Raw genomic sequence first — 24,415 nt, 5'->3', positions numbered from 1 at the left:
CATCCAAATTCACGTGTTTCACCAAAACGCTGATATCTAGCTTTTACAGGTTTGATTTAAATTTTTTCTATGTCTTAAAAGCTTTAATCCTCCCCAACCCTCCTTTAATAAAGGAGAGAGGTTCCCCTCTTGTTTGAAGAGGGGTTGGGAGATTGATCCGATTACCCTGCCTTTTTTAATGCAAAATCCCGACCAAAAAGCAGTTTGCTGCGGATATTACTAATTGGTGTCTGGTCCGCAATCAGTTCTGCATACCAAGCCCCATCTTCGGTATCGCCAAATAGCACTGCACCAATGACTTTGTCCTGCTGAATAATGATCCGTTTATAGATCTGACGTTTTTCATCATTCAGCACGATATCTTCAAAATCATCCTGCGGTTCGAAATTGCCTGCCGAGAAGACATCACATCCACTGACCTTAAGCTGGGTCGGAACAGTCGGTGCCTTAAAGGTCAGTCGGCCATGTTCAGCCAGATGCGTCGCGCAGATAAAGGCCTGTCCCCATAATGGCTCAACCAGTCCAAAGGTCTGGCCACGATGCTCAATGCATTCACCCACTGCATAAATACTCGGGTCATAGGTTTGCATGGTGTCATTCACCAGCACCCCACGATTGCAGCGCAGACCAGCCTGTTCAGCCAGGGTTTTATTTGGTCGAATCCCGACGGCGAAGACCACCAAATCGGCATCCAGCACTGTCCCGTCTTTTAGTCGCAGTTGAGTCACGTGACCATCAATACCGAGCAGCTCTTCGGTGTTGGCTTCAGTGATGATTCGGATGCCTTTATCTTCAATTGATTTTTTCAGCATTTGACTGGCTTTCATATCCAGTTGACGATCCATAATACGGTCCATCAGATGCAGCACAGTTACATTCATCCCCTGCTGCTTCAGTCCATAAGCTGCTTCTAGACCCAGCAACCCACCTCCAATCACGACGGCATTTTGCTTGGTTTTGCAGTAATCCAGCATGCGGTTAACATCCTGAATATCCCGGAAGCTAATCACGCCTTCAAGTTCAGCACCCGGAATAGGTGGCATGAAGGGTTTGGAACCAGTGGCGAGAATCAGACGATCATAAGCAACGACTTCGCCTTTTTGGGTGTGGACCTGTTTACGCGAACGGTCGATAGCGATGGCAGCATCTCCAGCAATGAATCGAATGCCTTTTTCAGCATACCAGTCGGCTGAATGCAGCATAATTTCGGCAAAGCTTTTCTCACCAGACAATACCGGTGACAACATGATCCGGTTGTAATTGCCCCATGGCTCTTCCCCAATCACGGTAATGTCATAACGATCTGGCGCCATATCCAGCAAGTCTTCCAGACAGCGCATACCCGCCAGTCCATTTCCGATCAGTACCAGTTTTAAACGCTCTGTGTTTTGACCATTACTTGAAATATAGGTCTTTTGTGGAGTTGGACTGACAAGCACTTTGCCATTTTCAATTCGGGTTGGAAATACCAGTAATTTCTGCTCTTGTTCTTCCAGACAACGACCGGTCACCAAACTGAAATGCTGCTTGTAAATTGGGGATGCGACTACACGCTCACCTTGCAGATCCCCCAGAATGCCACGTGCCATGACATTGGCCAGACTAAACGGATCCTGATTGCTGAGTGCATAAACCCGTTGTTCCTGACCCACGCGAAAAATTGCAATCTGCTGGTCTTCAATCAGGGCTGCAACACCGGTATTCGGGGTGATCTCATCTAGATGGCAGACTTCGTACCAGTTCAGTTCGTTCATGTCTTTTAAAATTGTCATTTTCATTCTCCCTGACTATGGTATTTAGGCTTCAACCACTGGAATACGGTTTAGATCACGTTCAGCTTCTGTCTTTGGACGAATCTGGCCACGTACAGGTGCAAACTGAATATGCGGGTCATTCTGCTCGGCTGCTTTGGCATTAATAAAAGTCTTAAAGCGTTTGCGTACTTCAGGATCTTCAATCGCGGTGCGCCATTCATCCTGATAAGTGCCAATCACATGCTGCATACGGTTTTCCAGTTCAGCAGCAATGCCTAGTGAATCATGCACAATGACATCTTTCAGATAGTCCAGACCGCCTTCCATATTGTCACGCCATACGCTGGTGCGCTGCAGACGGTCCGCCGTCTGGATATAGAACATAAAGAAGCGGTCGATATATTTGATTAGGGTGGAAGTATCCAGATCCGAAGCGAGCAGTTCAGCATGGCGCGGTTTCATGCCGCCATTGCCGCATACATATAGATTCCAGCCTTTTTCGGTGGCAATGACACCGACATCCTTGCTCTGTGCTTCTGCACATTCACGGGTACAGCCGGATACTGCCATTTTGGTTTTATGTGGTGAACGCAGGCCTTTATAACGGTTCTCCAGAAAAATCGCCAAGCCGACAGAATCATCGACTCCAAAACGGCACCAGGTACTACCCACACAAGATTTCACCGTACGTAAGGATTTGCCGTAAGCATGTCCGGACTCGAAACCGGCATTGATCAGTTTTTCCCAGATTTCAGGCAGTTGATGTACCTGCGCACCAAACATGTCAATTCGTTGTCCGCCCGTGATTTTGGTATATAGACCATAATCTTTGGCGATCTGACCGATGGTAATCAGACCATCCGGGGTAATCTCGCCGCCTGCCACACGTGGCACAATCGAATAGGAACCATCTTTCTGGATATTGCCGAGGTAGTAGTCGTTGCTATCCTGCAAACCGGCATGACTTGGTTTCAGAACAAAATCATTCCAGCAGGATGCCAGAATATTGGCTACAGTCGGTTTGCAGATATCACAGCCCATGCCGTGCCCATGTTGCTGAATCAGGTCAGAGAATGTCTTGATCTCATGCACACGAACCAGGTGATACAGTTCCTGACGTGAATAGGCAAAGTGTTCACACAGGTGATTGTTCACCGTGACACCCTGACGCTGTAATTCAGATTTGAGAACCTGCGTTACCAGTGGCGCACAGCCACCGCACGCTGTTGCAGCCTGCGTGCATTTTTTCAATGCACCCAATGAAGTTGCACCGCCATCAATGGCTGAACAGATATCAGCTTTGGAAACATTATTACAGGAACAGATGGTCGCACTGTCAGGCAACAAATCGATGCCACTGCCACCCGATTTGGAGGTCGACTGATCAAAGCCCGGCATGATCAGGCTTTCCGGTTGTTCCGGTACAGCCAGACCATTCAGCATCATTTGTAAAAGATCGCTATACTCTTTGGCACAGCCCACCAGCACCGCGCCCAGCAGCTTGGCCTTATCTGCTGACACCACGATTTTTTTATAAACCTGCGCGGCTTCATCAGCATAGAAATAGCTCAAGGCACCAGGTGACATGGCATGTGCGTCACCAATAGAAGCAACATCCACACCCATCAGTTTGAGTTTGGTGCTCATGTCGGCGCCAGCGAATGCATGACTCTCTTGGCCCAGTACATGTTTCGCCGCGATACGCGCCATGTCATAGCCCGGTGCAACCAGACCATAAATTTTATTGTCCCAAAGTGCACATTCACCAATGGCATAAATGTCCGGATGTGAGGTCTGGCAATAATCATTAATGATGATGCCGCCACGCTCACCAATCAGTAGACCACTTTGGCGCGCCAGTTCATCACGCGGACGAATACCGGCCGAGAACAGGATGATATCGGTTTCGAGCACGGAACCATCTCCGAACTTCATTACATGCTGAGTGCTGTCACCATCTTCAATACTTGACGTGGCCTTTTGAGTATGTACCTTGACACCAAGGTCTTCAATTTTAGAGCGCAGTACCCGGCCGCCCAGATCATCAATCTGCACCGCCATCAGACGCGGAGCAAATTCTACGACATGGGTTTCCAGATTCAGATCTCGCAGGGCTTTCGCTGCTTCCAGCCCTAGCAAGCCGCCGCCAATCACTACGCCAGTTTTGGCATTCAGACTGGCTGCACGAATGGCATCCAGATCTTCAATGGTACGATAAACAAAGCAATTCTGACGGTCATTGCCCGGGATTGGTGGCACAAAGGCATAAGAACCGGTAGCGAGAATCAACTTGTCAAAACTCAGCACATCACCCTGGCTGGTGGTGACGGTTTTATGGAGCTGATCAATTTCAACCGCTTTAGTATTAAGTCGCAAATCAATGCCATAAGCATCGGCAAAATCACTACGACACAGACTCAGATCCTTGACCGACTTGCCGCTGAAATATTCGGTCAAATGTACCCGGTCATAAGCTAAATGTGGCTCTTCTGCCAAAATGGTCAGCTCAATGTCATCACCGGCCTGTTCCAGTACAGATTCGATGAATTTATGCCCCACCATGCCATGCCCAATCATGAGAATTTTCATATCTGCACTCCAACTATTGTTTTTTTAAAGATGATAAAAAGCCGCATATCACGTCTAGGCATTGATATGTCTGCTGATTGAATATGTTGTAAATACCGCAACCCAGCGCTTTGTAATGCTGGAGGAAGGGTTGAAACGCTTGTGCGTTTTGTATTGCTGAACAACTGACCATGTCATTTATCCTGTGCTGAACGAAATACCAATCACACTCCTTGAAAGTGCAATTACGATCAGAACGGACATCGTTGGCCGTTGTTAGTATTGAAAGTCATCTTTGACGATTTAATAAATGCAGAAATCGTGCCAACTTTTCCAATAAGAAAACGCCTTATTTCAGGCAGATGATCTACCTAAACGCTTCATTTTGATCAGCCATCAGCTGAAATCTCTAAAGCTGTGCACTAAATTGAGCAGAAAAATAGAATTTTATGCACCAATTTAATGGCATGTTTTTTGCTTTACTCCTGCTTGAATATTCCTTAGGCCTTACTTGAAAATATTCCATGTCCAAATTACGAATTGCTCTTATTGATGATGATCTGGAGCGCGCCCAATTCATCCAGGAATCCTTACTTTCACATGATTTTCAGGTGGTGGCCTGTTTAATCCTGAATGACCTGAATATGGTACATGTTAAGGGTATTCATGCAGATGTGATCCTGCTGAATATGGATCATCCGCATCGGGATATTATTGAAAGCTGTGTCAGCCAATATGAACTTCCGACCGTGCTGTTTACCCAGAACTCCAATAAAGACACCATCAAAAGTGCGATTGATGCCGGAATCACGGCTTATATTGTCGATGGTATTGATCCCACCAAACTAGAAAGCATTCTGGAAATTTCAATTGAACAGTTTCGCAAGCATAAAAAGCTGCTGAATGATTTAAAAGAAACTCAGGACAAGCTGATTGATCGTAAAGATATCGATAAAGCCAAAGCGCTGCTCATCCAGCTGCATGCCTTAACGGAAGAACAAGCCTTTGCTTTATTGCGTAAAAATGCCATGAGTCACCGGATTACCATTGGTGAAATGGCCAGACGCTTACTGGATGCACAAAAGCTGTTACTGGGCCAATAAGGAAAAGCATATGTCCACATTAGAAAAAACTGAACTCAATATTGGCTATATTCCTTTACTTGATTGTGTTGCCATTCTCTGGGCCGAAAAACAGGGGTATTTTGCCGAGCAAGGATTAACCATCAATTTAATCCGCGAAGCCTCATGGTCAAGTTTGCGTGACCGTCTGGCCTATGGCTTTCTGGATGCTGCACATTGCTTGTCTGCCATGCTGCCCGCTGCTGCCCTGGGTACAGACCAGTTACAGGTGGCTTTGCAAACCCCTCTAGTACTGAGCGTGAATCAGGCTTTTATTAGCCTGCGCCAGGATTTGTGCTATGAACTCGGCATCCAGCCTGGGGATGATGAACAGAATACCTCAAAGAAACTGGTACAGGCTTTACAACAGAATCATTCCATCAATCTGGCCTATGTTTATAAATATTCAATTCACCATTACTGTTTAAAAGAATGGTTGGCGCTGACTGATCCACAACTGGCCAAGAATATCCAGCTGATGACCTCTCCACCGCCTTCCATGGTAAAAGGAATTTCGGAACAAGTATTCGATGGTTTTTGTGTGGGAGAACCCTGGAATATTCAGGCCAAACTTGAAGGCTATAGCTTTATCGTTGCGGCGAGCCAGAATGTGATTCCAAAAGTTGCCGATAAAGTCTTGGCCATGACCCAGGAATGGGCAGAACAGCATCCATTTACTGTAGAGGCAGTGGTCAAGGCAGTACAAAAAGCGCAGGATGATTTAAAGCAGCGCAGTGATTTATCAGAAGTATGGGACATGTTAGTCGATTATCAGATTATTCAGTTTGAATGTTCCGCCCAGCGGCATGTCTATGACTTTTACAAGATCAAGAATATTATCCGGAATTTTGTTGGGAAAAGTGCCCAACCGAAAGTCGATGATTTTATCTGGCTTCTGCAGCAGATGCAGAAATGGGAAGATATTGAAATGACCGTAGCCGAGAAAAAACAGATTGCAGAACAGTGCATCTATAGTTTGCAAAGCCAGCATGCAGACATTATTGGCTAAATGATGTTACTGAAAAAAGAGGCCTGATTTTTCAGGTCTTTTTCATTGAGTCTATTTTCCAGAAAATGATTAAAAAATCTCTGCATTCTGATCTAACTTCTTGAATATGATTAAGAGTTGTCTGCTAATTTTGCTATAAAAATAAGTCCTTTTTAAAGTCATTTCAGGATTTGGGATGAAATGGCATCCATTTTGCTTAATCAGTATTACGTTTTATAAAAATTGTAATATTGAGGGGCAACACTATGAGTTACGTTGCACGTGAACTCAGTCAAAGAAATAAATTGCTGTTTGGCTTGGGGTCTTTTTTAATACCAATTTTAATTTGGTGTGCAGTCAGCTACTTGCCATTTATCTGGCATCCACAAGTCCAGATTACTGATTCAGGTAGTGTTGCCTATTTACAGGTCGAAAGTCGTATTGATAAAGACCAGTTTTTTTCTGCTGCTCAGTCTGCGGTAGATCAGGGTCTGGCTCCGCCGCAGGGTATTCTGGTCAACCCGATTTATCTGCCTGCACCACATGAAGTTGCGATTGCACTGGTCACGGCCTTTACCACGGAGCCTGCTCAGGCCAATGCACCCTGGTTTCATGAAAGCCTGTGGCACAGTATCAAACTGGTATTTACTGCGTTCTTTATTTCTTCCTTGGTTGGTATTCCACTCGGTATTTTATGTGGGTTTTCCAATAAAATTTCCCAGCTGATCGAACCCTTTGTCGAATTCTTCCGCTATTTGCCTGCTCCGGCCTTTGGTGCACTGGCAGTGGCAATTCTCGGAATTAATGATGCACCCAAAATTGCCATTATTGTGATTGGAACCCTGTTCCAGCAAATCCTGATTATTGCCAATACCACACGTCTGGTGGATCGTAGCCTGATTGAAGCCGGTTTTACTCTGGGCACCAATAAACTCAAAAGTCTGTTACATGTGGTGATTCCTGCCGCCCTGCCTGAAATTTACCGTAATCTGCGTGTGTTGCTCGGCTGGGCATGGACTTACCTGATCGTAGCAGAACTGATCGGCAGTACCTCCGGGATTACCTGGTTCATTACCCAGCAAGCCCGCTATCAGAACTTTGATAATGTCTTTGCCGCGATCCTGATCATTGGGGTGATTGGTCTGCTGTGTGATGTGATTTTAATGAAACTGGGACAACGCTTATTTAAATGGAAATCGGGAGCTAACTGATGCAAAACACTGAATTTAATACCCGCGAATACTTTGACAAGATTTATAGCCGTCCGGTGATTTTGGAAGCGAAGCAACTGACACAAAAATTCAGTCATGGCAAAACTGAACGTACGGTTTTAAATGCTCTAGATTTGAAAATTCATAAGCGTGAGTTCATCTGTGTGATTGGGCCTTCCGGTTGCGGCAAGTCAACCTTTAGCCGTGTAGTGGCCGGTCTGGATCCTTATAGCAGTGGTGAGATTCTGGTGGATGGCCAGCCAATTACCGGCCCAAGTCCGGAGCGTGGCATGGTGTTTCAGGGCTATACCCTGTTTCCATGGAAAACCGTCAAGGAAAATGTCATGTTTGGTCCGCGCATGAAAGGCCAAAGTAGTGCAGCGGCAGAAGCACAGGCACGTGAATGGATCAATATCATTGGTCTGGAAAAGTATGAAAACCAGTATCCGCATGAGTTGTCTGGCGGGATGAAACAGCGTGTCGCGATTGCCCGAGCTTTGGTCAATGAACCGAAAATCCTGTTGATGGATGAACCCTTTGGGGCACTTGATCCACATACGCGGCAAAAAATGCAGCGTCACCTGATGGACCTATGGCAAAACATTGATATCACCATTATTTTTGTGACCCACGATATGGATGAAGCCATTTTACTGGCCGACCGTATTGTGGCGCTGAAAGCCAATCCGGGTGAAATCAAGGAAATTATCGAAGTTGATCTACCTCGTCCACGCCATCCAGACGTCATGCTTAGTCCTGAATTTAAACAGTTAAGACAACGTGTCGATTATCTGGTGCATGCTGAAGAAGATGAACTGGATCCGGCACTGGCAGAACTGCCGGTCATTCCGCGTATGACCAAGGTCAGCAGCAATAAATAATCTTATCCAAAATGCCTTTGGGACGACCCGAAGGTTTTAATCGCTGTGTTGGACGACCAACATTAGAGGTGATTATCATGCAAGCGCAATATGTACTCCCACTGGTTGATATTTCAAAATTACAAAGTCCGGATTTAGCCGATCGTATTGAAGTTGCTCATGCTCTGGATCATGCCTGTAAAGAAGTCGGATTTCTTTATCTGCAAGGTAGCCAGTTTAATTCTGATTACGCCAAAGCCCTGATTGAAATGGCCCAGTCCTATTTTTCTCAGGATCTGGACACCAAAATGCAGCACTATATTGACAAATCAAAAAACCATAGTGGCTATGTGCCGATTGGCGAAGAACAGTTTGCCGGCAACAGTTATGATTTAAAAGAAGCCTATGATGTCAATTATGATTATCAGGGGGTAAGAAAAGACTGTCCTTTACTTGGGCCCACCTTATGGCCAGACCATCCGGATTTCAAGTCTATTGTCAGCCAATACTATAGTCATCTGCGTGAGATCAGCCGGCAGATTTTTTCTGCCTTTGCACTGGCGTTGGGCGTTCGTGAGGACTTTTTTGAAAGCAAAATTACTGATGCACCAAGTCAGCTACGCTTGATTCATTATCCCTATAATCCGGAAGTGCAAGATGCCGAAGGCATTGGCGCACATACCGATTACGAATGCTTTACCTTGCTGTTACCAACCGCGCCCGGCTTACAGGTTTTAAATAAAACCGGCGAATGGATCGACATTCCTCTGATTGAAAATACCCTGGTGATGAATATCGGTGACATGATGGAAATTCTGTCGAATGGTAAATATCTCGCCACCAAGCACCGCGTGAAAAAGGTCTCGGAAGAACGTTATTCATTCCCGCTGTTTTGCGCCTGCAATTATGACACCGTTATTGAACCGGTTATTCACACTGAAAATTCCAAATATTCTGCCCTGATCGGGGGTGAGCATCTGTTTAATCAGACCGCCCAGACCTTTCAATATTTAAAACAGCGCATTGCTAGCGGTGAACTGATCTTAAAAAATGCTGTACCACTTTCCTCTTTTGGACTTGAAGAACAGGCGGAGACAGCATCATGAATCTGTTTGAAGTGATTAAGACTTTAAAGCCCACCACCCCTCAGCCAGAGATTATTCCAGAATTTTTATACGGTGCTTTCCGGCGTAAAAGCATCAGTTTTTATAATGGCCTGACTGATGAAAATACCATTGTGTACTGGTTTCAGTCGCGCAGTTTTACCATTGATCTGCGTCTAAAAAGCCAGACGGGAACTGCTGTTCAAGAACGCCAAGGCTGGATTGGCAATACCCTTTGGGATAGCGCCAGCCAACTCTTGTCCTGGGAAGTGAAAGACTACGCCAATTACCAGAATTATGTGCAGTGGCCGGAACCGGCCAAGTTACATGCGATTGGCAACTGCATTCTGGAATTTTCTCCAAGTAATGTCTATGTCGAAGACTGGCGCCAGCAGGTACAGCACGGTTTATTTTTAGGGCTGCGGCTTCAGTCTGCGCTTGATGTTCAATCTGGTCAGGAACTGGAAATGGATGGTGGCCTGATCATTTGTGCTGATCATATTGCCTATGCCCTGACGCGTTTGCCTGAAGTGCAAAGTGCAGTAGCTCAAATGGATTTGAAAGCTGTCGATCCGACCGTGTTTGCCTTGGTGGAAAGTTTTGAAGTTTCTATCGGGACTGATGGTCAAGCTAAAACTTACAGCACCCGCAGCAGTGAGACAGGCAAACTCTTTAACCTGGAAAATTTTGAAGTTCTCAATGGAAGCAGTCTGGTTCAGCATGTCATTTTAGATGGTCGCGACATTGACCTGATTTTTGAGCTGGATATATACCAGCCAGATTACCAATTTCAATATACAACCCCCACGACTACACAAGCTGAAATCTGGCTGAAGTCAGAACAGGATCACCTGATGCAACATGCAAAACGGGTGTTTTAGGGAGAAATATGTCTTTTTTATATCTGTCGATTGCCATTATTGCAGAAGTCATTGCAACTTCTGCATTGAAGGCCTCCAATGGTTTTAGCGTGCTCTGGCCTTCACTTGCCACCATTGCCGGTTATGCCGTTGCCCTGTTTTTCCTGTCACTGACCATGAAAACCATTCCGATGGGCATTGCCTATGCAATCTGGTCTGGTGCCGGTATTATTCTGATTTCAACGGTTGGCCTCTTGGTGTTTAAACAGCAACTGGATCTTCCCGCGCTGATCGGTCTGGCGTTTATGATCATTGGCATTATTTTTATCAATGTCTTTTCCAAAAGTACGCAGCTTTAATTTTTTAATATTCATCTGACTAATAAAAAATCCCCAATCTGGGGATTATTTATTAGTTTAGAATACCTTCCAGAATGAGGCGGCATGCTCTATTTGAGTTCTTGCACCAGCGTTGGAACAATCACGCCATCCACATTCATTTCAGTCGTATAAATGCCGTTGGCTACATTGAACTTGTTCACATGATAGCTGGAACCATAGATCGAGTCGAAACCATCACCTTTGGTAAAGACTTTCTTGTTGGCGGCCAGATCCAGTAAATGTGTGCCATCAATGAACTGCATATAGGTCTTCGCATCGACACCAACCCGCTTGGACATGATCTGTGCAGCGTCTTCTCGAGTCGCCGGGTCATTGATATATTTGACAGTTTTATCCCAAACCTGAATCACCTTTTTCCATTGCTCTTTATTGGCTTCCAGATGGGCAGGATTCACGGTCAAGGTATCGTAGATTAACCCCGGCTTGTCTTTAGAGGTAAAAATAATCTTGGAACCGGCCACCGCAGATAAAGCCTGATTTGCTACTGGCTGCCATACCGCAATTGCATCAATATCGGGAGAAGCAAAAACCTGTGGCAATTCATTGGTCATGGTATTGACCAGTTTGACCTCATTCAGGCCAACTTTGGCATCATCCAGTGCAGTGGACAGTAACAAGTGATCGACCAGACCTTTTTCAGTGGCTACGGTTTTACCGCGCAGATCCTGAATCGAATTAATGCCATTCTTGGCAATAATCACGTCATTTCCAGCTGAATAATCGGTCGCCATGATCATCACGCCCTTGGTCCCGCCAGAGCCAGTGACCAGATTATCACCATTAGTGACCATGACCGCATCCAGCTGGTTGGCAGCAAAAGCTGAAAGTGAGGCTGAATAGTCAAACCATTTAAAATCAGCATTGACTCCAGCTTCCTCTAACCAGCCTTTTTCAATCGCAACTTGCCACGCAACCCAACCCGGCCAGTCGCTATAACCAATCCGGATGGGTTGAGTATTTACAGTACCTTCAGCCTTGGCATTTGGTTCAGGTACTTTAGCGGTATTGTCACAACCGCTTAAAAGGATTGCAGACAGTACGGAAACTGACATCAGTGCTTTTTTGATCATTTTGCGACTTCCCCTATGCATTCACATTTAAATTTGGTATTTGAAAGTTGTTTAGATTTCATAAATTCGCGCCAGCCACCGAAATGACTAATATCTGTTGCATCCTCAAGTGCATAGCCTTCACAGATAAAGCCTTTGACCCAAGTACCATCAATCAGCTGGACATTGCCGATCCCCAAAGGTGCCGGAACTTCTGCAACAATGTCTCCGAACAGTGCACGCGGAATGTCCCAGACTTCGACTTCAATTGAACAACCTTTCGCGTTGTATTGGAGGCCGGGTTTTGGTGGTGTGGTATTTTTTAAAGCATAGAGTTTGTAATGCGAAGCAGTCCGGGTCTGCTTGATCAGGGTGCCACTGCGTGTGGTCAGCTGAAAGTTCAGCGGCATTCTACTTAGATGTGCACCGACGACAGCCAGTTTGACGCTGTGATCCGATGAGATTTCAGTTGTTTTTTCATAGCTAAGTTCAGAGGTGCCTAGCTTTAACTGGCTCGATTGCTGCCATTTTTGCCCGAATTTGGCCAGTGCTTCATCCATCCAGGCTGGCGCAATAAAGGTCACACCCGTTGGAAGACCATCAGCACGAATGCTATTTGGTAGCGCCAAAGCCGAAAGATCGGCAAAATTGACAAAATTGGTATAAGCGCCCATGTGGCTGTTTTTTACCAGAGGATCGGCTTCTACTTCTGCAATGCGATAAATGGTGGGTGCAGTAGGCACCATCAAGGCATCATAATCTGCCAGTGTATTTTGAATAACACGGCTCAGGTGGGCACGTTCATATTCATCCTGCATGACATCGACCGCATTGAACCGGTCTGCCTGCGCAATAATCTGGCCAATGACCGGATGGGTCTGCTCGCGTTGCACCATTTTTTCCACGGCACTAGTACGTTCAGCCACCCAAGAGCGGTTGTAAAGTGCAGTCGCCAGTTGCTGAAATGGAGCAAAATCAATCGGCTCAACCATATAACCCAAGCTTTGTACACGTGCGATCGCTAGATTAAACGCTTTTTCAGTTTCAGCATCGCCATAAAATTCCAGTGTATCTGGAATGGCAATTTTCCCTTTTGAAAATTGGCTCGGTACATTTTGAGGATGCGTTCTGGAATACTCATCGCTGGCATCATAGCCCTGCATGACTTGCGCCACCTGCCAGGCATCATCCACCGTTAAGGCAAAAATCGAAATTACATCGATGGTGCGACAAGCCGGAATCAGGCCTGTAGTCGAGAACCAGCCTTTGGTCGGTTTGAGTCCGACAATGTTATTGTGGCCTGCCGGTACACGTCCTGAACCTGCAGTATCTGTACCCAGTGAAAATGGCACTAATCCATTGGCTACCACCACGCTGGAACCCGAACTCGAACCGCCACTGATATATTCAGGATTAAAGCTGTTCTTCACGGCGCCGTATGGGGAGCGCACCCCAACCAGACCTGTCGCAAACTGATCCAGATTGGTTTTACCCACGACAATCGCGCCGGCAGCTTTTAATTTGGCTACTGCTGTTGCATCGGAAGTCGCCAGATAAGCTGCCTCTTTACATGCTGCTGTGGTATAGAATCCTGCAACATCAATATTGTCCTTGACTGCAAATGGCACCCCATAAAGTGGCAAGCTTGCACTATCTGCACCAGTTAATGCATCAATTTGTGCCTGTAATTGTGCTGCTGTTGCAATTGAAATCCAGGCATGATCGTCATTATTCAATCCGGCAACATACTCAATCAGGTCACTAAGCTGAATATTGTTATTCTGGTAGGCGTGTTGCCAGTCCTGTACAGTCCATAAGTTGTGCACAGCTGTTCTCCTTAAGTGTGTTCGGTATTTTGTGGAATGGGTGGCATGACGGCATCCATCAGTTCGAGATGCCCTTTAATCACGCCTTTCAGTGCAATAAATTGTTCGCTTATTTCTTTCAAATCACTGCTCGCGCCCTGCATCAGCATGACTTGCAGAATTTTTTCATCATCCAGCTGGATATGAAGCGAATTGATCACTTGTGCCAGATACTGCTGCTGCAGATCGACCAGTTGACTGCGCAGCGGTTTCAGGCTGACGTCATAGAGCAAGGTGAGTGTGCCAACCATGACTTCATCGCGAATCACCAGATCATCAATCAGGTGGCGGTTAATCATGTCGACAATGGCCTGCGAGCGGCTTTCATAGTGCTGCTCGACAATTTTTTGATCCATGGCTTGTAAGGTGGTTTCTGGCACGGTGATACTGATCCGTGCCAATTTTTGTTTAGGCACGCTGTTTATCCTTCGGCTGAACATGAGAAGACTGTTTAATGTGGAATCCAGCACGAATACTTAAAAGCTCGACCAGAAAGTGAAGCCACGGATGCATTTTTTTAGTTGTCGGATTGTTCATGTGCATCTCCTCGAGGTATTACAAAATCATAATTTCGTATTACCTAGGAAAATGCAGAAAGCGTGCCAGTTTGTGCTTATTGGAAGGTGATAAATAAAATTGGGTAAAAAGGCGAAAAAAAGCCCCATAACATTGAGATGGGGCATGTTCTAAAGCAAAAGTAAGTTGAGTATTTCATCAGTTTATTCCATTTTTTGCTCATGTCCTTGCTATTTTTTTTATACATGAATGGTTAACTGATGCTTTTGATTTTGAGTGATCAAGTGTATTGCTCTCCTCTATTTATGCTGTATTTATATATAAGCATAGAGCATGCCAAAATATAAAATCACGTACATTTTAAGCTAAATGCCTGAAAAATTGCTCACATAGCTATAGGAAGAAAAAACAAGGATCATTGGCATTTATGAAGTATGGCTAAAAAATAGACCATTTTGCACCATTGGGGTTCAATGGGTGCATCAAAGTGTGGCTAAAAGATGTTCAAAAATAGCAAACTCTTCTAGGATGATTTTTTACATTTTTTTATAAATGGTATCTCTGCGATCCACATCCAGAACAAGCACGACAATTTTTGAGTCAATGACTTGATAGACCAAGCGATAACCTGCCGATCTAAGCTTCACTTTATATAAGTCGACTGAGCCACTAAGTTTGTTTTTTGGAATCTTAGGATTGTCTAGAATAGTTTCGAGCTTACGAATAAACTGTTCTGCTATTTGCGGATTCAGCTTATCAAACTTTTTAAGCGCGGTTTTTGTGAACTCGAGCTCGTAGGTCATTTAGGCTTACCTTTACGGTTTCTTCTGTTTGTGCTTCTTCAGCAAGTTTCAGTAGCTCTTTGTCTTCAATTAAGTCCATCAAGCGTTCATACATATCCGCAGGTACGCAATAGAATGCTGGGTTGTTACGGTTCAGAATTGCAACTGCTTCACCAAAGCCGTTATTGACCACTTCCATTGGGTTCTTTTTGAGGTCTGATACGCTTGCAACAAAGCGTGAATGGATAATATTGTTCATCTTGGCGATGTCCTAGATATGCAAACAATAGACAAATAATAACCAATTTAGAGATCTTTTAAAAGACCTGTTTTTCGGTCTTTTAAAATTCTACATTCCTGTTTTAATGTAATTATACTTTGGTTGCAATCTTGAAATTAAATAAATCTCTAAAGCGTTAGCAAGATAGGCATGGTCCAGTTCGAAACCAATAGTAACAATTGCTCCTGCTTCTTTTAATCTCGCATCAATAGGACCATATATATTGTTAGACTTGTCAATCCAACGACAATATTTCATGACTCTTGCGCTTAGTCCATTGCCACGATAAAGACCACCACCTCGAGAAGTACCAACGCCGATATAAGTAATTTCTTTGCCTTTCACGAAGGCGTAAACTCCTTGTTTATCATAATTAGGAATTTTTCGAAAATCCGTGTGAATAACTGACCATTCTGGAGGATAACCAATTATCTCTTTAGTCCAATGAAGTTCAAAAAAACGTCTAGTTTCTTTAATCAGGTTATCAAGATTTGCGTATGACATTTCATCTATCTTGTTAGTGTTAATGTTTTATGAATTACTTGACCTTTACCATCTAGCCAACATAGCTTTAGTTCATGCTTAGACGGTGCACCAAAGCCAACTGCTGCCATTAAATCCACATTCTGTTTAGATTCTAAATCTAGTGGGAACTTGGCTTCGATCTCACTGTCTAATAAGGAAGAATGAGCATGCGCAATAATTTGAACATCTTTAGCCAAGCCACTACCATCATTCCATATTTTTAGACGATGATTTTTACCGATTTGGTAGTATCTTGCTTTAATATCTGCCTGAATTTTGTTATTTCTTTCATCTTCTTCTTTTTGAATTAACATTGCATTGAGCTTTTTCTCAAGCAAAAGTACATCATCCTGCTTTTTAGAATACTTGTAATTTAGCCATAACGAAATCGAAGAAATAACAAATGCTCCAAATGCAATAACGTCACTAATATCCATCATTTTTTGTTTACCTTAAAGACTTTGCTATTTTTAAAAATACTCAAAATCTCCTTATGTACATCCTTCTTGAAATTATTAAAAATTTCATCTTTTTTAATTTCTATTTCTTCAGAATTTTCTTCTATTAGTTGAACTCTTTCATAACTAGTAGAACATGAATTACAAGTATACTGATCACCATCAATAATAAAGAATGTATCAGCACATACAGGACATTTTGTATTTATATGATGGAAATTATTTTCTTTCATTCTAACCCTTATATTTAGTTTTAATTGAATCCTAACCTTTTATTTTACAATTTCAAATTAGAAAAAACCGCCCTTATCGACGGTCTTTTTATTTCCATCTAATCAAGCCACAGGCGCCAACGTAAACAACACTTGCCCCGTTTTCACCGTTTGTCCTTTCTCAATCGTAATTGCATCTACACGCATACGCTCAGGCGCAATAATTGGAATCTCAATCTTCATCGCTTCAATCACTGCAAGCGTTGCACCCTCTTCCACAATATCACCCGACTGACATTCAATTTTCCAGATCGAACCCGGCATATGCGACTCCACCGCACAGCCACCATCAGGAATTTCAACACCTTCACCATCATCCACCGCATCCAGACTTTCAGACACATATTCCGCAAGCCCAGCTTCATGCCAGCGACGGCGCTCTGCATCAAAGTTGGCTTGTTGCACTGACTTAAATGCCGAAATCGATTCTTGATTTTCGGTTAAGAAATCATTGTATTCTTTCAGGTTCAATACACCTTCTTCGATACGCAGTTTTAAACGACCTGCTTTGAAGTCCTCACGCATTTGCATCAGCTCAGCTTCAGACACTTCATAAAACTTAATTTGGTCAAAGAAGCGCAGTAACCATGGTTTACCTTGCTCAAAGTTAGCATTTTTACGGTAGCGTGACCACATTTGTGTGGTGCGTCCCACGAACTGATAACCGCCTGGGCCTTCCATACCGTAGACACACATATATGCGCCACCAATACCGACTGCATTTTCAGGTGTCCATGTCCGTGCAGGGTTATATTTGGTGGTGACTAAACGCTGACGCGGATCAAGTGGCGTTGCCACAGGCGCACCCAAGTACACATCGCCCAAGCCCATGACCAAATAACTGGCGTTATAGACCACATCTTTCACAGCTTGTTTGTCTTTTAAGCCATTAATACGACGGATAAATTCGATATTGTCCGGACACCACGGCGCATCAGGGCGCACGGTTTGCATATAACGTTCGGTTGCGAGTTGGGTTTGTGAATCTTCCCACGCCAATGGTAAATACACGGTACGTGATGGCACTTGCATCTCGGTCACATCAGGCAGTTGCTCTTCCGCCACTTGTAGCATACGCAATAAATCAATCTGATCGAGCTGAGTCGAATCAAAATGGATTTGCAGCGAACGAATGCCCGGTGTCAGGTCAATAATGCCTTGAATGTTTTGATCTTTCACCCATTGCATTAACGCATGAATACGGAAACGCAGGTTTAAATCTAAAACCAGTTCGCCATATTCAACCAGCATATAGTTGTTGCCAGCAGGACGATACACCACATCAGGCGTACCATTTTGCCCTTTTAAGGTATCTAAAATGGCAGATTTCAGCGTACTGATTTCAGGATAAAATGCTTCATCAAAAGTCACCGCTTGCGTATCTTGGGCAGTTAATTGTGCATGATATTTTTCGTTCAGCAATTTCGCTTGATGATAGCTGAGAGGTACAAATTTGACTTTATCGCCGGCTTTGAGCTGACCGAGTTTCCAAAGCTCAGAATTGATCACCACCGCAGGACACACGAAACCGCCTAGGCTTGGACCATCTGGCCCCAAGATAATTGGCATATCACCTGTAAAATCAATTGCCCCAATGGCATAGGCATTGTCATGAATATTCGATGGATGCAGACCTGCTTCGCCACCGTCCTGACGAGCCCATTCTGGTTTTGGACCAATCAAACGAATTCCGGTACGGCTGGAGTTGAAGTGAATTTCAAACTCGTTGGCAAAGAAGGTATCAATGTCGTTTTTGGTAAAGAAATCAGGCGCACCATGTGGACCGTACATCACCGCAATTTCCCAAGAATTGGAAAATGTTGGGATTTGATCTTCTATTAAGGCTTTCACGTCATCAGATGTAAATGCCGTGATTGGAAGCATATCGCCAATCAGTAAATTACGCCCCGCATGACCGCCAAACTGACCCAAGGTAAAAGTCGCTTGTGAGCCTAAATATTCAGGCACATTCAGACCACCTTTAATCCCGATATAAGTACGGCAACCTGTGGCGATCTTGCCACATTTCAGCGTCTGACCTTTACGCACATTCACAGTTTGCCACATTAGGACAGCAACACCATCCAACGTCGATGGCATATCGCCACCTGCCAAGACAATTTGGCTATCGCAATGGAATTTTAAACTTGGTCCTTGGAGTGTACATTCTAGCCCTGCGGTATTCGGTGCATTGCCCAACAATTGGTTTGCGACATTCAAAGACAGCGGATCAATCGCACCTGATGGCGGAACACCAACATCCCAGTAACCTAAACGTCCTGTCACATCTTGCACGGCGGTTTGAATGCCCGCTTGTAGCACTTCAATTTTTTGAGTTTTCCACTCAAAGGTATTTAAAAAACGTGTGGTTTGCGTACCGGCTTTAAAGACATTGCAGTCGATAATGTTTTGTAGATATTCAAGGTTGGTTTCAATGCCCGCCACTTGGGTTTTAGCGAGCGTAACTGTCATGGCTTGAATTGCAGAATCACGATCATCCGCAGTCACAATAATTTTGGCAATCATCGGGTCATAGAAAGATGAGACGTTTGAACCTGTTTCTACCCAAGTTTCATTACGCGCGTTGGCATCGAACTCAACATGCGTCAAAAGTCCTGCACTTGGTTGGAAGTTTTTGATTGGATCTTCGGCATAAAGACGCACTTGAATTGAATGTCCTTGTGACTCAAGTTTTGATGTTGGTGCAACCCAATCGCCACTGCCTAAAGTCACCATCCATTCCACAAGATCGACACCAAAGACTTGTTCAGTAACGCCATGTTCCACTTGTAGACGGGTATTCACTTCCAAAAAGTAGAATTCTTGTGTGTCAGTATCCATCACAAATTCAACCGTACCTGCCGAACGGTAATTCACCGATTGCATTAATTGAATCGCAACATTTTGGATGTAAGCACGTTGTTCATCGTTTAAGTGTGGTGCAGGCGTTTCCTCAATGACTTTTTGGTTACGACGTTGCACCGAACAATCACGCTCGCCCAGTGCTAGAACTAAACCGTTGCCATCACCAAAGATTTGCACTTCGATATGACGAGCATTTTGTACGAATTTTTCTAAGTAAAGGCCTGCATCTTTAAAGTTGGCTTGCGCTAAATAAGACACGGTTGCATAAGCTTCTTTCAGCTCCTCCGCATTCCACACCAAACGCATGCCAATACCACCACCACCTGCGGTACTTTTCAGCATCACAGGATAGCCAATACGCTCAGCCTCAAGCAGGGCTTCAGCTTCATCAGCCAATAATTGGCTACCTGGCAATAACGGTACATTGGCTTGAATCGCCAATTCACGTGCAGTGTGTTTCAGACCAAATGCTTTCATTTGCTCGGCATTTGGGCCCAAGAACACAATGCCTTGTGCTTCACAGAGATTACAGAATTCGGCATTTTCAGAGAGGAAGCCATAACCCGGATGAATGGCTTGTGCACCTGTTTGTTTCGCCACTTCTAAGATTTTATCGACATTGAGATAGCTTTGGCTTGCAGGTGCATCACCAATAAAGACCGCTTCATCCGCTAAGGTCACATGCAGTGAATCACGATCCGCTTCTGAATACACCGCAACCGATTGGATACCAAGTTTTTTCAGGGTACGAATAACACGACAAGCAATTGCACCACGGTTGGCGATGAGAACTTTATTAAACCCATATTTTAAAGTCATAGTCTTATACCTCGCCTTCACGGACAATCAGTTGAATTTTTGTTGGGTTATAGGCATTACATGGGTTATTTAGTTGTGGGCAGTTTGAGATCAACACAATCAAATCCATCTCAGCTTTAATTTCGACATATTTGCCCGGTGCAGAAATCCCATCATCAAATTTCAGGTGACCATCTGAAGTTACAGGTACATTCATAAAAAAATTAATATTTGGACCGATATGGCGCACATTCAGACCATGCTTTTTCGCAATCGGATGTTGTGACAATGCAATCATGAAATTGTTACGGCAACTGTGCATTGGATATTTATCATGCGCATAACGAACCGTGTTACTTTCACATGAACATGCACCGCCTAAAGTATCGTGGCGACCGCAGTTGTCATCATGAATACTCGCAATTTTATTGCCAAAGTTGGTATATAAAGTCGTACCTTTTTCTAGATAAATTTGACGGTTCATCGCCAAAGTATCGGTTGCGCTATAACGCTCTTCAGGGTTATGTGTGGAAATAAACAAAGTATCCACCGCTTGATTACCTTCAAGATCAACAATACGGAAATACTGGCCTTTTTTGACTTCACACATCCATGCTTCACCGGCAGGACAAACTTCGCTCAGTACTGATTTTTCATGATTTTGTGTTGGGTTTACGAGTGCAGTCATGATCATTCCCCTTAAGCAGTTAAAGCGTAGTAGCGGTTATTATTTTGAAACGCACGCTGATTTTGCGGGCATGAGTCACGGCAGACATCGGTGTCGCCTAAAGGCAGTGCTTTAAAGAGTGAGAGCTGAATATCGGCTGGTGCATATTCATTAGAATTGTCGAGTGCATGTGGTGCGCTGGATAAAAACACCAAACAATCCATTTCAAAGCGTAGTTCAATTACTTGGTCGGTATTGTCAGACTTCACATAAGTTAAATTGCCATTGTCATCCGGTTGAACTTTTGAGAATAGATTTAAGGTATTACTCAGATCCGTCGCAGATAAACCAAATTTGGTCATCTCTAAAAGTAGGCTGTCTTTAGCATTGCGGTACATGTCGTTGCGGGCATCCTGGAAGGTCTTCGTGCCAAACTGTGCTCCAATTTGCGGTGCGGTACTTGGCGCACAAAAGGCATCATTCCAACCATGGTCATCTTTAACAATCGAGATCATCGCACGACCTAAATCAGACGCCAAAATGTGCCCTGTACTTAAAAATGCGCTGTGTTGACCTTTTAAGCTGTCTGGCATGTTATAGGCTTCAAGCTTATCTTCGCTATTCACACAAAACAGTGAAACATTGGCATTTGCGCCTAAAGATTTAAGTTGTAAAACTGCGCCACGCTGGATGCGTGCTGACCAGTGGTGTCCACCCGGTAAACGTTCAGTCCAGAGGACTTGATCTTCGTGATAAGTAGTTGTGCTCATATGCATCCATCCCAATCTTGTACGGTTTACCTCCCGGGCTTTTATCCCTCCGTGTAGCTTGAGCTTGAAACTTAAGCCGTGAACTCTCGGTCGCAGACCTACATGAATCTTCATGTATCGGAACCCTAGATCACTTTATGATTGAGTAGATAGATGCAAAGGACGTGCCAAACTGGTAATACTATTTTTTATATTCGTAATACTTTTTTTTGAGATGGAACTGATCACTTCAGGTGCAAGGCTCTGAAAAAGGCATCAAGATGTACCAAAATAAAAAAATCCCGGCTTGAACCGGGAGTTTAAAATCTAGAGATGAGAACTCAATCAAACTATTTAAGTTGTAGAGTTATTTACTTAAAATCTCATGCAGCATATTGCGTAACCATTGATGGCTGGTTTTATGATGACAGGACATATGCCAATACTGCTTTACGGAATAGGTCGGGAATGCAATTGGCGCATTAAAGATCTTGAGATTGCCACGTGATAACAGGACTTCACTCAAATAATAAGGCACGGTCGCAATCGCATCGGTTTCCTGCACTACCAGTCCGACTCCCAGATAACTTGGCAGACGCATTAGAATGTCACGCTTAAGTTCCAGATTCAGCAATTCATTTTCAATATGGTAATGCCCCATCCCGGCATCAATATCGATATGGGTTTCATGTAAATACTCTTCGGTCGTGATGCTATCATCCGTGAGCCGCGGATGGTCTTTGGCTGCAATCACCACATAATACTGTTCAAACAATTTCTGCTGATAGAAACCATTTTCCAGATTCGGCAAAAAACCTAAAGCCAGATCAATCTCACCATTGGCCATTTGATAGCTGGTTTCTGACGTAATCGGACGCACATTCAGACGGATATGGGACGCATGCTGCTTCAGATACTGTGAAATTTTTGGCAACAGTACCAGATGCGATACATCAGTCATTGCCAGTGTAAAGCGCTGCTGTGAAGTGACCTGATCAAAATTGATAGTAAAGTTATTAATGGCTTCAACTTTGCTCAGTGCTTCGCTGACCAAGGGAAAGAGCTGTTTGGACAGGTCTGTCGGCAGCATTTCATTGCCAATACGTAAAAATAAAGGATCACCATAATGCTGGCGAATTTTATTCAGCAGATTGCTCACCGCTGGCTGGCTCATATCTAAATGATCGGCTGCCTGAGATACGTTTTTAAATTTATAGACATAATAAAAAATACTGAGCAATTTACAGTCAAGTTCAAACACAGAAATACATTTCCTTTAACTTTCTCATCATTCGGACAGGTCTTTCATCCGCATAAGTCTATTGAGGGTCAGATTAAAATATAACACTTCGCAACTATTTTCAGGATTAAACTCGCTGTAATTTTCCGAAAAAAATACTTTTGCCAGATGAATAAATCCATTAAAAAGTACCTCAACAAGTACCTCAACGCAAAATTTCCAGCCCGGTTTGCTCAGGTCAGTTAAACATTTAAATCGTATGCGATATACTCAGCCACACCCAATAAATGGTAAAAATACAGAGAAATCTTATATGTTTCAGGATAAAAAGCTGGTCTGTTTTGATCTGGATGGTACGTTGATTGATTCTGTAGGCATCTGGAATCAGGTCGATGCAGCCCTGATTGATGAGCTCTCCAACAGAAAAGTCGATTTACATGAGATTCAGCAACAGCGCGATCTTCAACTTACCGCCTTGAGACATAGACCAGATCCTTATCTGGAATATTGTGGATTTTTAAAAGAACAATACGGTTTTGAACCAACTAAAGAAGAAGTAAAAAATCGTCGTTATAAAATTTCCCGACATTTTCTGGATCATATCGTCGAGTTAAAACCTCAGGCAGACCTCCTGATTCAGGCTTTAAAACAGCAACAGATATCACTGGCTTTGACTACCACCACCAGTTTATTCAATGTACAGCGCTATCAGGATAACAATCGAAATATTAATTCTAAAATCAGCTTTGATGAGGACTTTTTCTTGATTCTCACCCGTGAAAATGTCCAGAACATTAAACCTCATCCCGAAGTTTATCTGAATATTTTGCAAGCCTTTAACCTTCGACCTGAGGAATGTCTAATTATTGAAGACTCTCTAGTCGGTATAGAAGCAGCAAATCATGCGGGCATCGAGGTAGTGGCAATTTATGACCAGCACTCCGCTCATGAAATAGATTTGATCAAAGCCAAAGCAAATTATTATGTCGAAAATTTTGCTGAATTATTAAGTTCATTCAATAACAACATCCACTAAAAAAGATGCCATGAAGCATCCTTGTTCATGACATCTTGAATACTATTTGTGGCTTAAAAATCTTGCTGACTATTTGGCTTTTTTATAGATTGAGCCTGAACCAACCAGATTTCCGGTTTTCTCATCGATTGCAAAATCGACCATACCTGCACCTGCGTTCAACTGAAGCATGCCATTTTCGTTCACTGCAGCGGGCATTGGATTCTTTTTCTCGGTTTTACCGGTTTCCTTATCTTTGATCGTATTGGTAATCAGATAATTTTCACCATTTTTTGAAATAACCAGAATATTTTCAAGTTTTGGATTTTCCACGGTGTTTTTCCAGTTGCCCTGATAATCTGGTGCGGGTGCTTCAGTGGTGTTACAAGCAGTTAAAAGTACTAATAATGGAATTGCTGAAAAATATTTAAGATGTTTCAAAACTGAGACCTTGAGTGTAACGACGCG

At 43.7% G+C, this 24,415-nt stretch carries 24 protein-coding genes and 1 riboswitch; of the genes, 8 read left to right on the top strand and 16 right to left on the bottom strand.

The window, feature by feature from the left end:
• Positions 1-161: 161 nt before the first annotated feature.
• Together nirD and nirB are read right to left on the bottom strand one after the other, a co-directional pair.
• A complete protein-coding gene (gene nirD, locus MTX11_RS03105) occupies positions 162-1,772 on the bottom strand; it encodes a nitrite reductase small subunit NirD (RefSeq protein ID WP_243474328.1) in 1,611 nt (536 codons plus the stop codon).
• Between the two features lie 24 nt (positions 1,773-1,796).
• Complete coding sequence (gene nirB, locus MTX11_RS03100; RefSeq protein ID WP_243474327.1) at positions 1,797-4,343, bottom strand: nitrite reductase large subunit NirB; 2,547 nt, start codon at positions 4,341-4,343, stop codon at positions 1,797-1,799.
• Positions 4,344-4,846: 503 nt separating this feature from the next.
• Between nirB and MTX11_RS03095 the strand changes: the two genes are divergently transcribed.
• The 7 genes from MTX11_RS03095 (at position 4,847) to MTX11_RS03065 (ending at position 10,824) form a co-directional block, all read left to right on the top strand.
• Positions 4,847-5,425: an ANTAR domain-containing response regulator gene (locus tag MTX11_RS03095; RefSeq protein ID WP_004280362.1), complete on the top strand. Its 579-nt coding sequence runs from the start codon at positions 4,847-4,849 to the stop codon at positions 5,423-5,425.
• Between the two features lie 10 nt (positions 5,426-5,435).
• Entirely contained in the window at positions 5,436-6,452 is a 1,017-nt protein-coding gene (locus MTX11_RS03090; RefSeq protein ID WP_243474326.1) for a CmpA/NrtA family ABC transporter substrate-binding protein, read from the top strand.
• A gap of 245 nt (positions 6,453-6,697) precedes the next feature.
• Entirely contained in the window at positions 6,698-7,642 is a 945-nt protein-coding gene (locus tag MTX11_RS03085) for an ABC transporter permease (protein WP_243474325.1), read from the top strand.
• Positions 7,642-8,523 carry an ABC transporter ATP-binding protein gene (locus tag MTX11_RS03080; protein WP_004809406.1) on the top strand — a complete coding sequence of 294 codons (882 nt, stop codon included), beginning with the start codon at positions 7,642-7,644 and terminating at the stop codon, positions 8,521-8,523. Before MTX11_RS03085 ends, MTX11_RS03080 begins: the two co-directional genes overlap by 1 nt.
• Before the next feature lie 77 nt (positions 8,524-8,600).
• A complete protein-coding gene (locus tag MTX11_RS03075) occupies positions 8,601-9,608 on the top strand; it encodes an isopenicillin N synthase family dioxygenase (protein ID WP_243474324.1) in 1,008 nt (335 codons plus the stop codon).
• Positions 9,605-10,486: a hypothetical protein gene (locus tag MTX11_RS03070; protein ID WP_243474323.1), complete on the top strand. Its 882-nt coding sequence runs from the start codon at positions 9,605-9,607 to the stop codon at positions 10,484-10,486. Before MTX11_RS03075 ends, MTX11_RS03070 begins: the two co-directional genes overlap by 4 nt.
• An 8-nt stretch (positions 10,487-10,494) precedes the next feature.
• Positions 10,495-10,824, top strand: coding sequence for a DMT family transporter (locus MTX11_RS03065; protein ID WP_004280373.1), 330 nt, complete (start codon positions 10,495-10,497; stop codon positions 10,822-10,824).
• An 89-nt stretch (positions 10,825-10,913) separates the two neighbouring features.
• On the opposite strand, the gene MTX11_RS03060 is transcribed toward MTX11_RS03065, so the two are convergent.
• The 13 genes from MTX11_RS03060 to MTX11_RS03005 form a co-directional block, all read right to left on the bottom strand.
• Positions 10,914-11,936 (bottom strand): ABC transporter substrate-binding protein, encoded by a 1,023-nt coding sequence (locus MTX11_RS03060; RefSeq protein WP_243474322.1) that lies wholly within the window; start codon positions 11,934-11,936, stop codon positions 10,914-10,916.
• A complete protein-coding gene (gene atzF, locus MTX11_RS03055) occupies positions 11,933-13,741 on the bottom strand; it encodes an allophanate hydrolase (RefSeq protein WP_243474321.1) in 1,809 nt (602 codons plus the stop codon). Before atzF ends, MTX11_RS03060 begins: the two co-directional genes overlap by 4 nt.
• An 11-nt stretch (positions 13,742-13,752) precedes the next feature.
• Positions 13,753-14,196 (bottom strand): CopG family ribbon-helix-helix protein, encoded by a 444-nt coding sequence (locus MTX11_RS03050; protein ID WP_004894906.1) that lies wholly within the window; start codon positions 14,194-14,196, stop codon positions 13,753-13,755.
• A complete protein-coding gene (locus MTX11_RS16590; protein ID WP_276521051.1) occupies positions 14,189-14,317 on the bottom strand; it encodes a hypothetical protein in 129 nt (42 codons plus the stop codon). Before MTX11_RS16590 ends, MTX11_RS03050 begins: the two co-directional genes overlap by 8 nt.
• A 515-nt stretch (positions 14,318-14,832) precedes the next feature.
• Positions 14,833-15,099: a type II toxin-antitoxin system RelE family toxin gene (locus tag MTX11_RS03045; RefSeq protein ID WP_243474320.1), complete on the bottom strand. Its 267-nt coding sequence runs from the start codon at positions 15,097-15,099 to the stop codon at positions 14,833-14,835.
• Entirely contained in the window at positions 15,062-15,337 is a 276-nt protein-coding gene (locus MTX11_RS03040) for a type II toxin-antitoxin system Phd/YefM family antitoxin (protein WP_067766621.1), read from the bottom strand. Before MTX11_RS03040 ends, MTX11_RS03045 begins: the two co-directional genes overlap by 38 nt.
• Before the next feature lie 90 nt (positions 15,338-15,427).
• Positions 15,428-15,862: a hypothetical protein gene (locus MTX11_RS03035; RefSeq protein WP_243474319.1), complete on the bottom strand. Its 435-nt coding sequence runs from the start codon at positions 15,860-15,862 to the stop codon at positions 15,428-15,430.
• A 5-nt stretch (positions 15,863-15,867) separates the two neighbouring features.
• Positions 15,868-16,323, bottom strand: a complete 456-nt coding sequence (locus tag MTX11_RS03030; protein ID WP_243474318.1) for a hypothetical protein — start codon at positions 16,321-16,323, stop codon at positions 15,868-15,870.
• Entirely contained in the window at positions 16,320-16,574 is a 255-nt protein-coding gene (locus tag MTX11_RS03025; protein ID WP_243474317.1) for a hypothetical protein, read from the bottom strand. Before MTX11_RS03025 ends, MTX11_RS03030 begins: the two co-directional genes overlap by 4 nt.
• A 102-nt stretch (positions 16,575-16,676) precedes the next feature.
• Positions 16,677-20,297, bottom strand: a complete 3,621-nt coding sequence (gene uca, locus MTX11_RS03020; RefSeq protein ID WP_243474316.1) for an urea carboxylase — start codon at positions 20,295-20,297, stop codon at positions 16,677-16,679.
• Positions 20,298-20,301: 4 nt separating this feature from the next.
• Positions 20,302-20,964, bottom strand: coding sequence for an urea amidolyase associated protein UAAP2 (locus tag MTX11_RS03015; RefSeq protein ID WP_243474315.1), 663 nt, complete (start codon positions 20,962-20,964; stop codon positions 20,302-20,304).
• Between the two features lie 11 nt (positions 20,965-20,975).
• Positions 20,976-21,713, bottom strand: a complete 738-nt coding sequence (locus MTX11_RS03010) for an urea amidolyase associated protein UAAP1 (RefSeq protein WP_180049364.1) — start codon at positions 21,711-21,713, stop codon at positions 20,976-20,978.
• Positions 21,714-21,741: 28 nt separating this feature from the next.
• Positions 21,742-21,853, bottom strand: a riboswitch (guanidine-I (ykkC/yxkD leader).
• Between the two features lie 206 nt (positions 21,854-22,059).
• Positions 22,060-22,953 carry a LysR family transcriptional regulator gene (locus MTX11_RS03005; protein WP_005100231.1) on the bottom strand — a complete coding sequence of 298 codons (894 nt, stop codon included), beginning with the start codon at positions 22,951-22,953 and terminating at the stop codon, positions 22,060-22,062.
• 292 nt (positions 22,954-23,245) lie between these two features.
• Between MTX11_RS03005 and MTX11_RS03000 the strand changes: the two genes are divergently transcribed.
• Positions 23,246-23,968, top strand: a complete 723-nt coding sequence (locus MTX11_RS03000; RefSeq protein WP_243474314.1) for an HAD family hydrolase — start codon at positions 23,246-23,248, stop codon at positions 23,966-23,968.
• A 69-nt stretch (positions 23,969-24,037) separates the two neighbouring features.
• On the opposite strand, the gene MTX11_RS02995 is transcribed toward MTX11_RS03000, so the two are convergent.
• Complete coding sequence (locus tag MTX11_RS02995; RefSeq protein ID WP_004280391.1) at positions 24,038-24,388, bottom strand: hypothetical protein; 351 nt, start codon at positions 24,386-24,388, stop codon at positions 24,038-24,040.
• Positions 24,389-24,415 lie beyond the last annotated feature (27 nt).

Source organism: Acinetobacter lwoffii (assembly GCF_022809915.1).
Taxonomy (GTDB): Bacteria; Pseudomonadota; Gammaproteobacteria; order Pseudomonadales; family Moraxellaceae; genus Acinetobacter; species Acinetobacter lwoffii_M.
This window is presented reverse-complemented; position numbering and strand designations above follow the sequence as displayed.

What these genes read in the sequence shown, in the direction of transcription:
- nirD (WP_243474328.1), bottom strand. Translation starts at nt 1,772, where the DNA reads ATGACAATTTTAAAAGACATGAACGAACTGAACTGGTACGAAGTCTGC.
- nirB (WP_243474327.1), bottom strand. Translation starts at nt 4,343, where the DNA reads ATGAAAATTCTCATGATTGGGCATGGCATGGTGGGGCATAAATTCATC.
- MTX11_RS03095 (WP_004280362.1), top strand. Translation starts at nt 4,847, where the DNA reads ATGTCCAAATTACGAATTGCTCTTATTGATGATGATCTGGAGCGCGCC.
- MTX11_RS03090 (WP_243474326.1), top strand. Translation starts at nt 5,436, where the DNA reads ATGTCCACATTAGAAAAAACTGAACTCAATATTGGCTATATTCCTTTA.
- MTX11_RS03085 (WP_243474325.1), top strand. Translation starts at nt 6,698, where the DNA reads ATGAGTTACGTTGCACGTGAACTCAGTCAAAGAAATAAATTGCTGTTT.
- MTX11_RS03080 (WP_004809406.1), top strand. Translation starts at nt 7,642, where the DNA reads ATGCAAAACACTGAATTTAATACCCGCGAATACTTTGACAAGATTTAT.
- MTX11_RS03075 (WP_243474324.1), top strand. Translation starts at nt 8,601, where the DNA reads ATGCAAGCGCAATATGTACTCCCACTGGTTGATATTTCAAAATTACAA.
- MTX11_RS03070 (WP_243474323.1), top strand. Translation starts at nt 9,605, where the DNA reads ATGAATCTGTTTGAAGTGATTAAGACTTTAAAGCCCACCACCCCTCAG.
- MTX11_RS03065 (WP_004280373.1), top strand. Translation starts at nt 10,495, where the DNA reads ATGTCTTTTTTATATCTGTCGATTGCCATTATTGCAGAAGTCATTGCA.
- MTX11_RS03060 (WP_243474322.1), bottom strand. Translation starts at nt 11,936, where the DNA reads ATGATCAAAAAAGCACTGATGTCAGTTTCCGTACTGTCTGCAATCCTT.
- MTX11_RS16590 (WP_276521051.1), bottom strand. Translation starts at nt 14,317, where the DNA reads ATGAACAATCCGACAACTAAAAAAATGCATCCGTGGCTTCACTTTCTG.
- MTX11_RS03045 (WP_243474320.1), bottom strand. Translation starts at nt 15,099, where the DNA reads ATGACCTACGAGCTCGAGTTCACAAAAACCGCGCTTAAAAAGTTTGAT.
- MTX11_RS03040 (WP_067766621.1), bottom strand. Translation starts at nt 15,337, where the DNA reads ATGAACAATATTATCCATTCACGCTTTGTTGCAAGCGTATCAGACCTC.
- MTX11_RS03035 (WP_243474319.1), bottom strand. Translation starts at nt 15,862, where the DNA reads ATGTCATACGCAAATCTTGATAACCTGATTAAAGAAACTAGACGTTTT.
- MTX11_RS03030 (WP_243474318.1), bottom strand. Translation starts at nt 16,323, where the DNA reads ATGATGGATATTAGTGACGTTATTGCATTTGGAGCATTTGTTATTTCT.
- MTX11_RS03025 (WP_243474317.1), bottom strand. Translation starts at nt 16,574, where the DNA reads ATGAAAGAAAATAATTTCCATCATATAAATACAAAATGTCCTGTATGT.
- uca (WP_243474316.1), bottom strand. Translation starts at nt 20,297, where the DNA reads ATGACTTTAAAATATGGGTTTAATAAAGTTCTCATCGCCAACCGTGGT.
- MTX11_RS03015 (WP_243474315.1), bottom strand. Translation starts at nt 20,964, where the DNA reads ATGACTGCACTCGTAAACCCAACACAAAATCATGAAAAATCAGTACTG.
- MTX11_RS03010 (WP_180049364.1), bottom strand. Translation starts at nt 21,713, where the DNA reads ATGAGCACAACTACTTATCACGAAGATCAAGTCCTCTGGACTGAACGT.
- MTX11_RS03000 (WP_243474314.1), top strand. Translation starts at nt 23,246, where the DNA reads ATGTTTCAGGATAAAAAGCTGGTCTGTTTTGATCTGGATGGTACGTTG.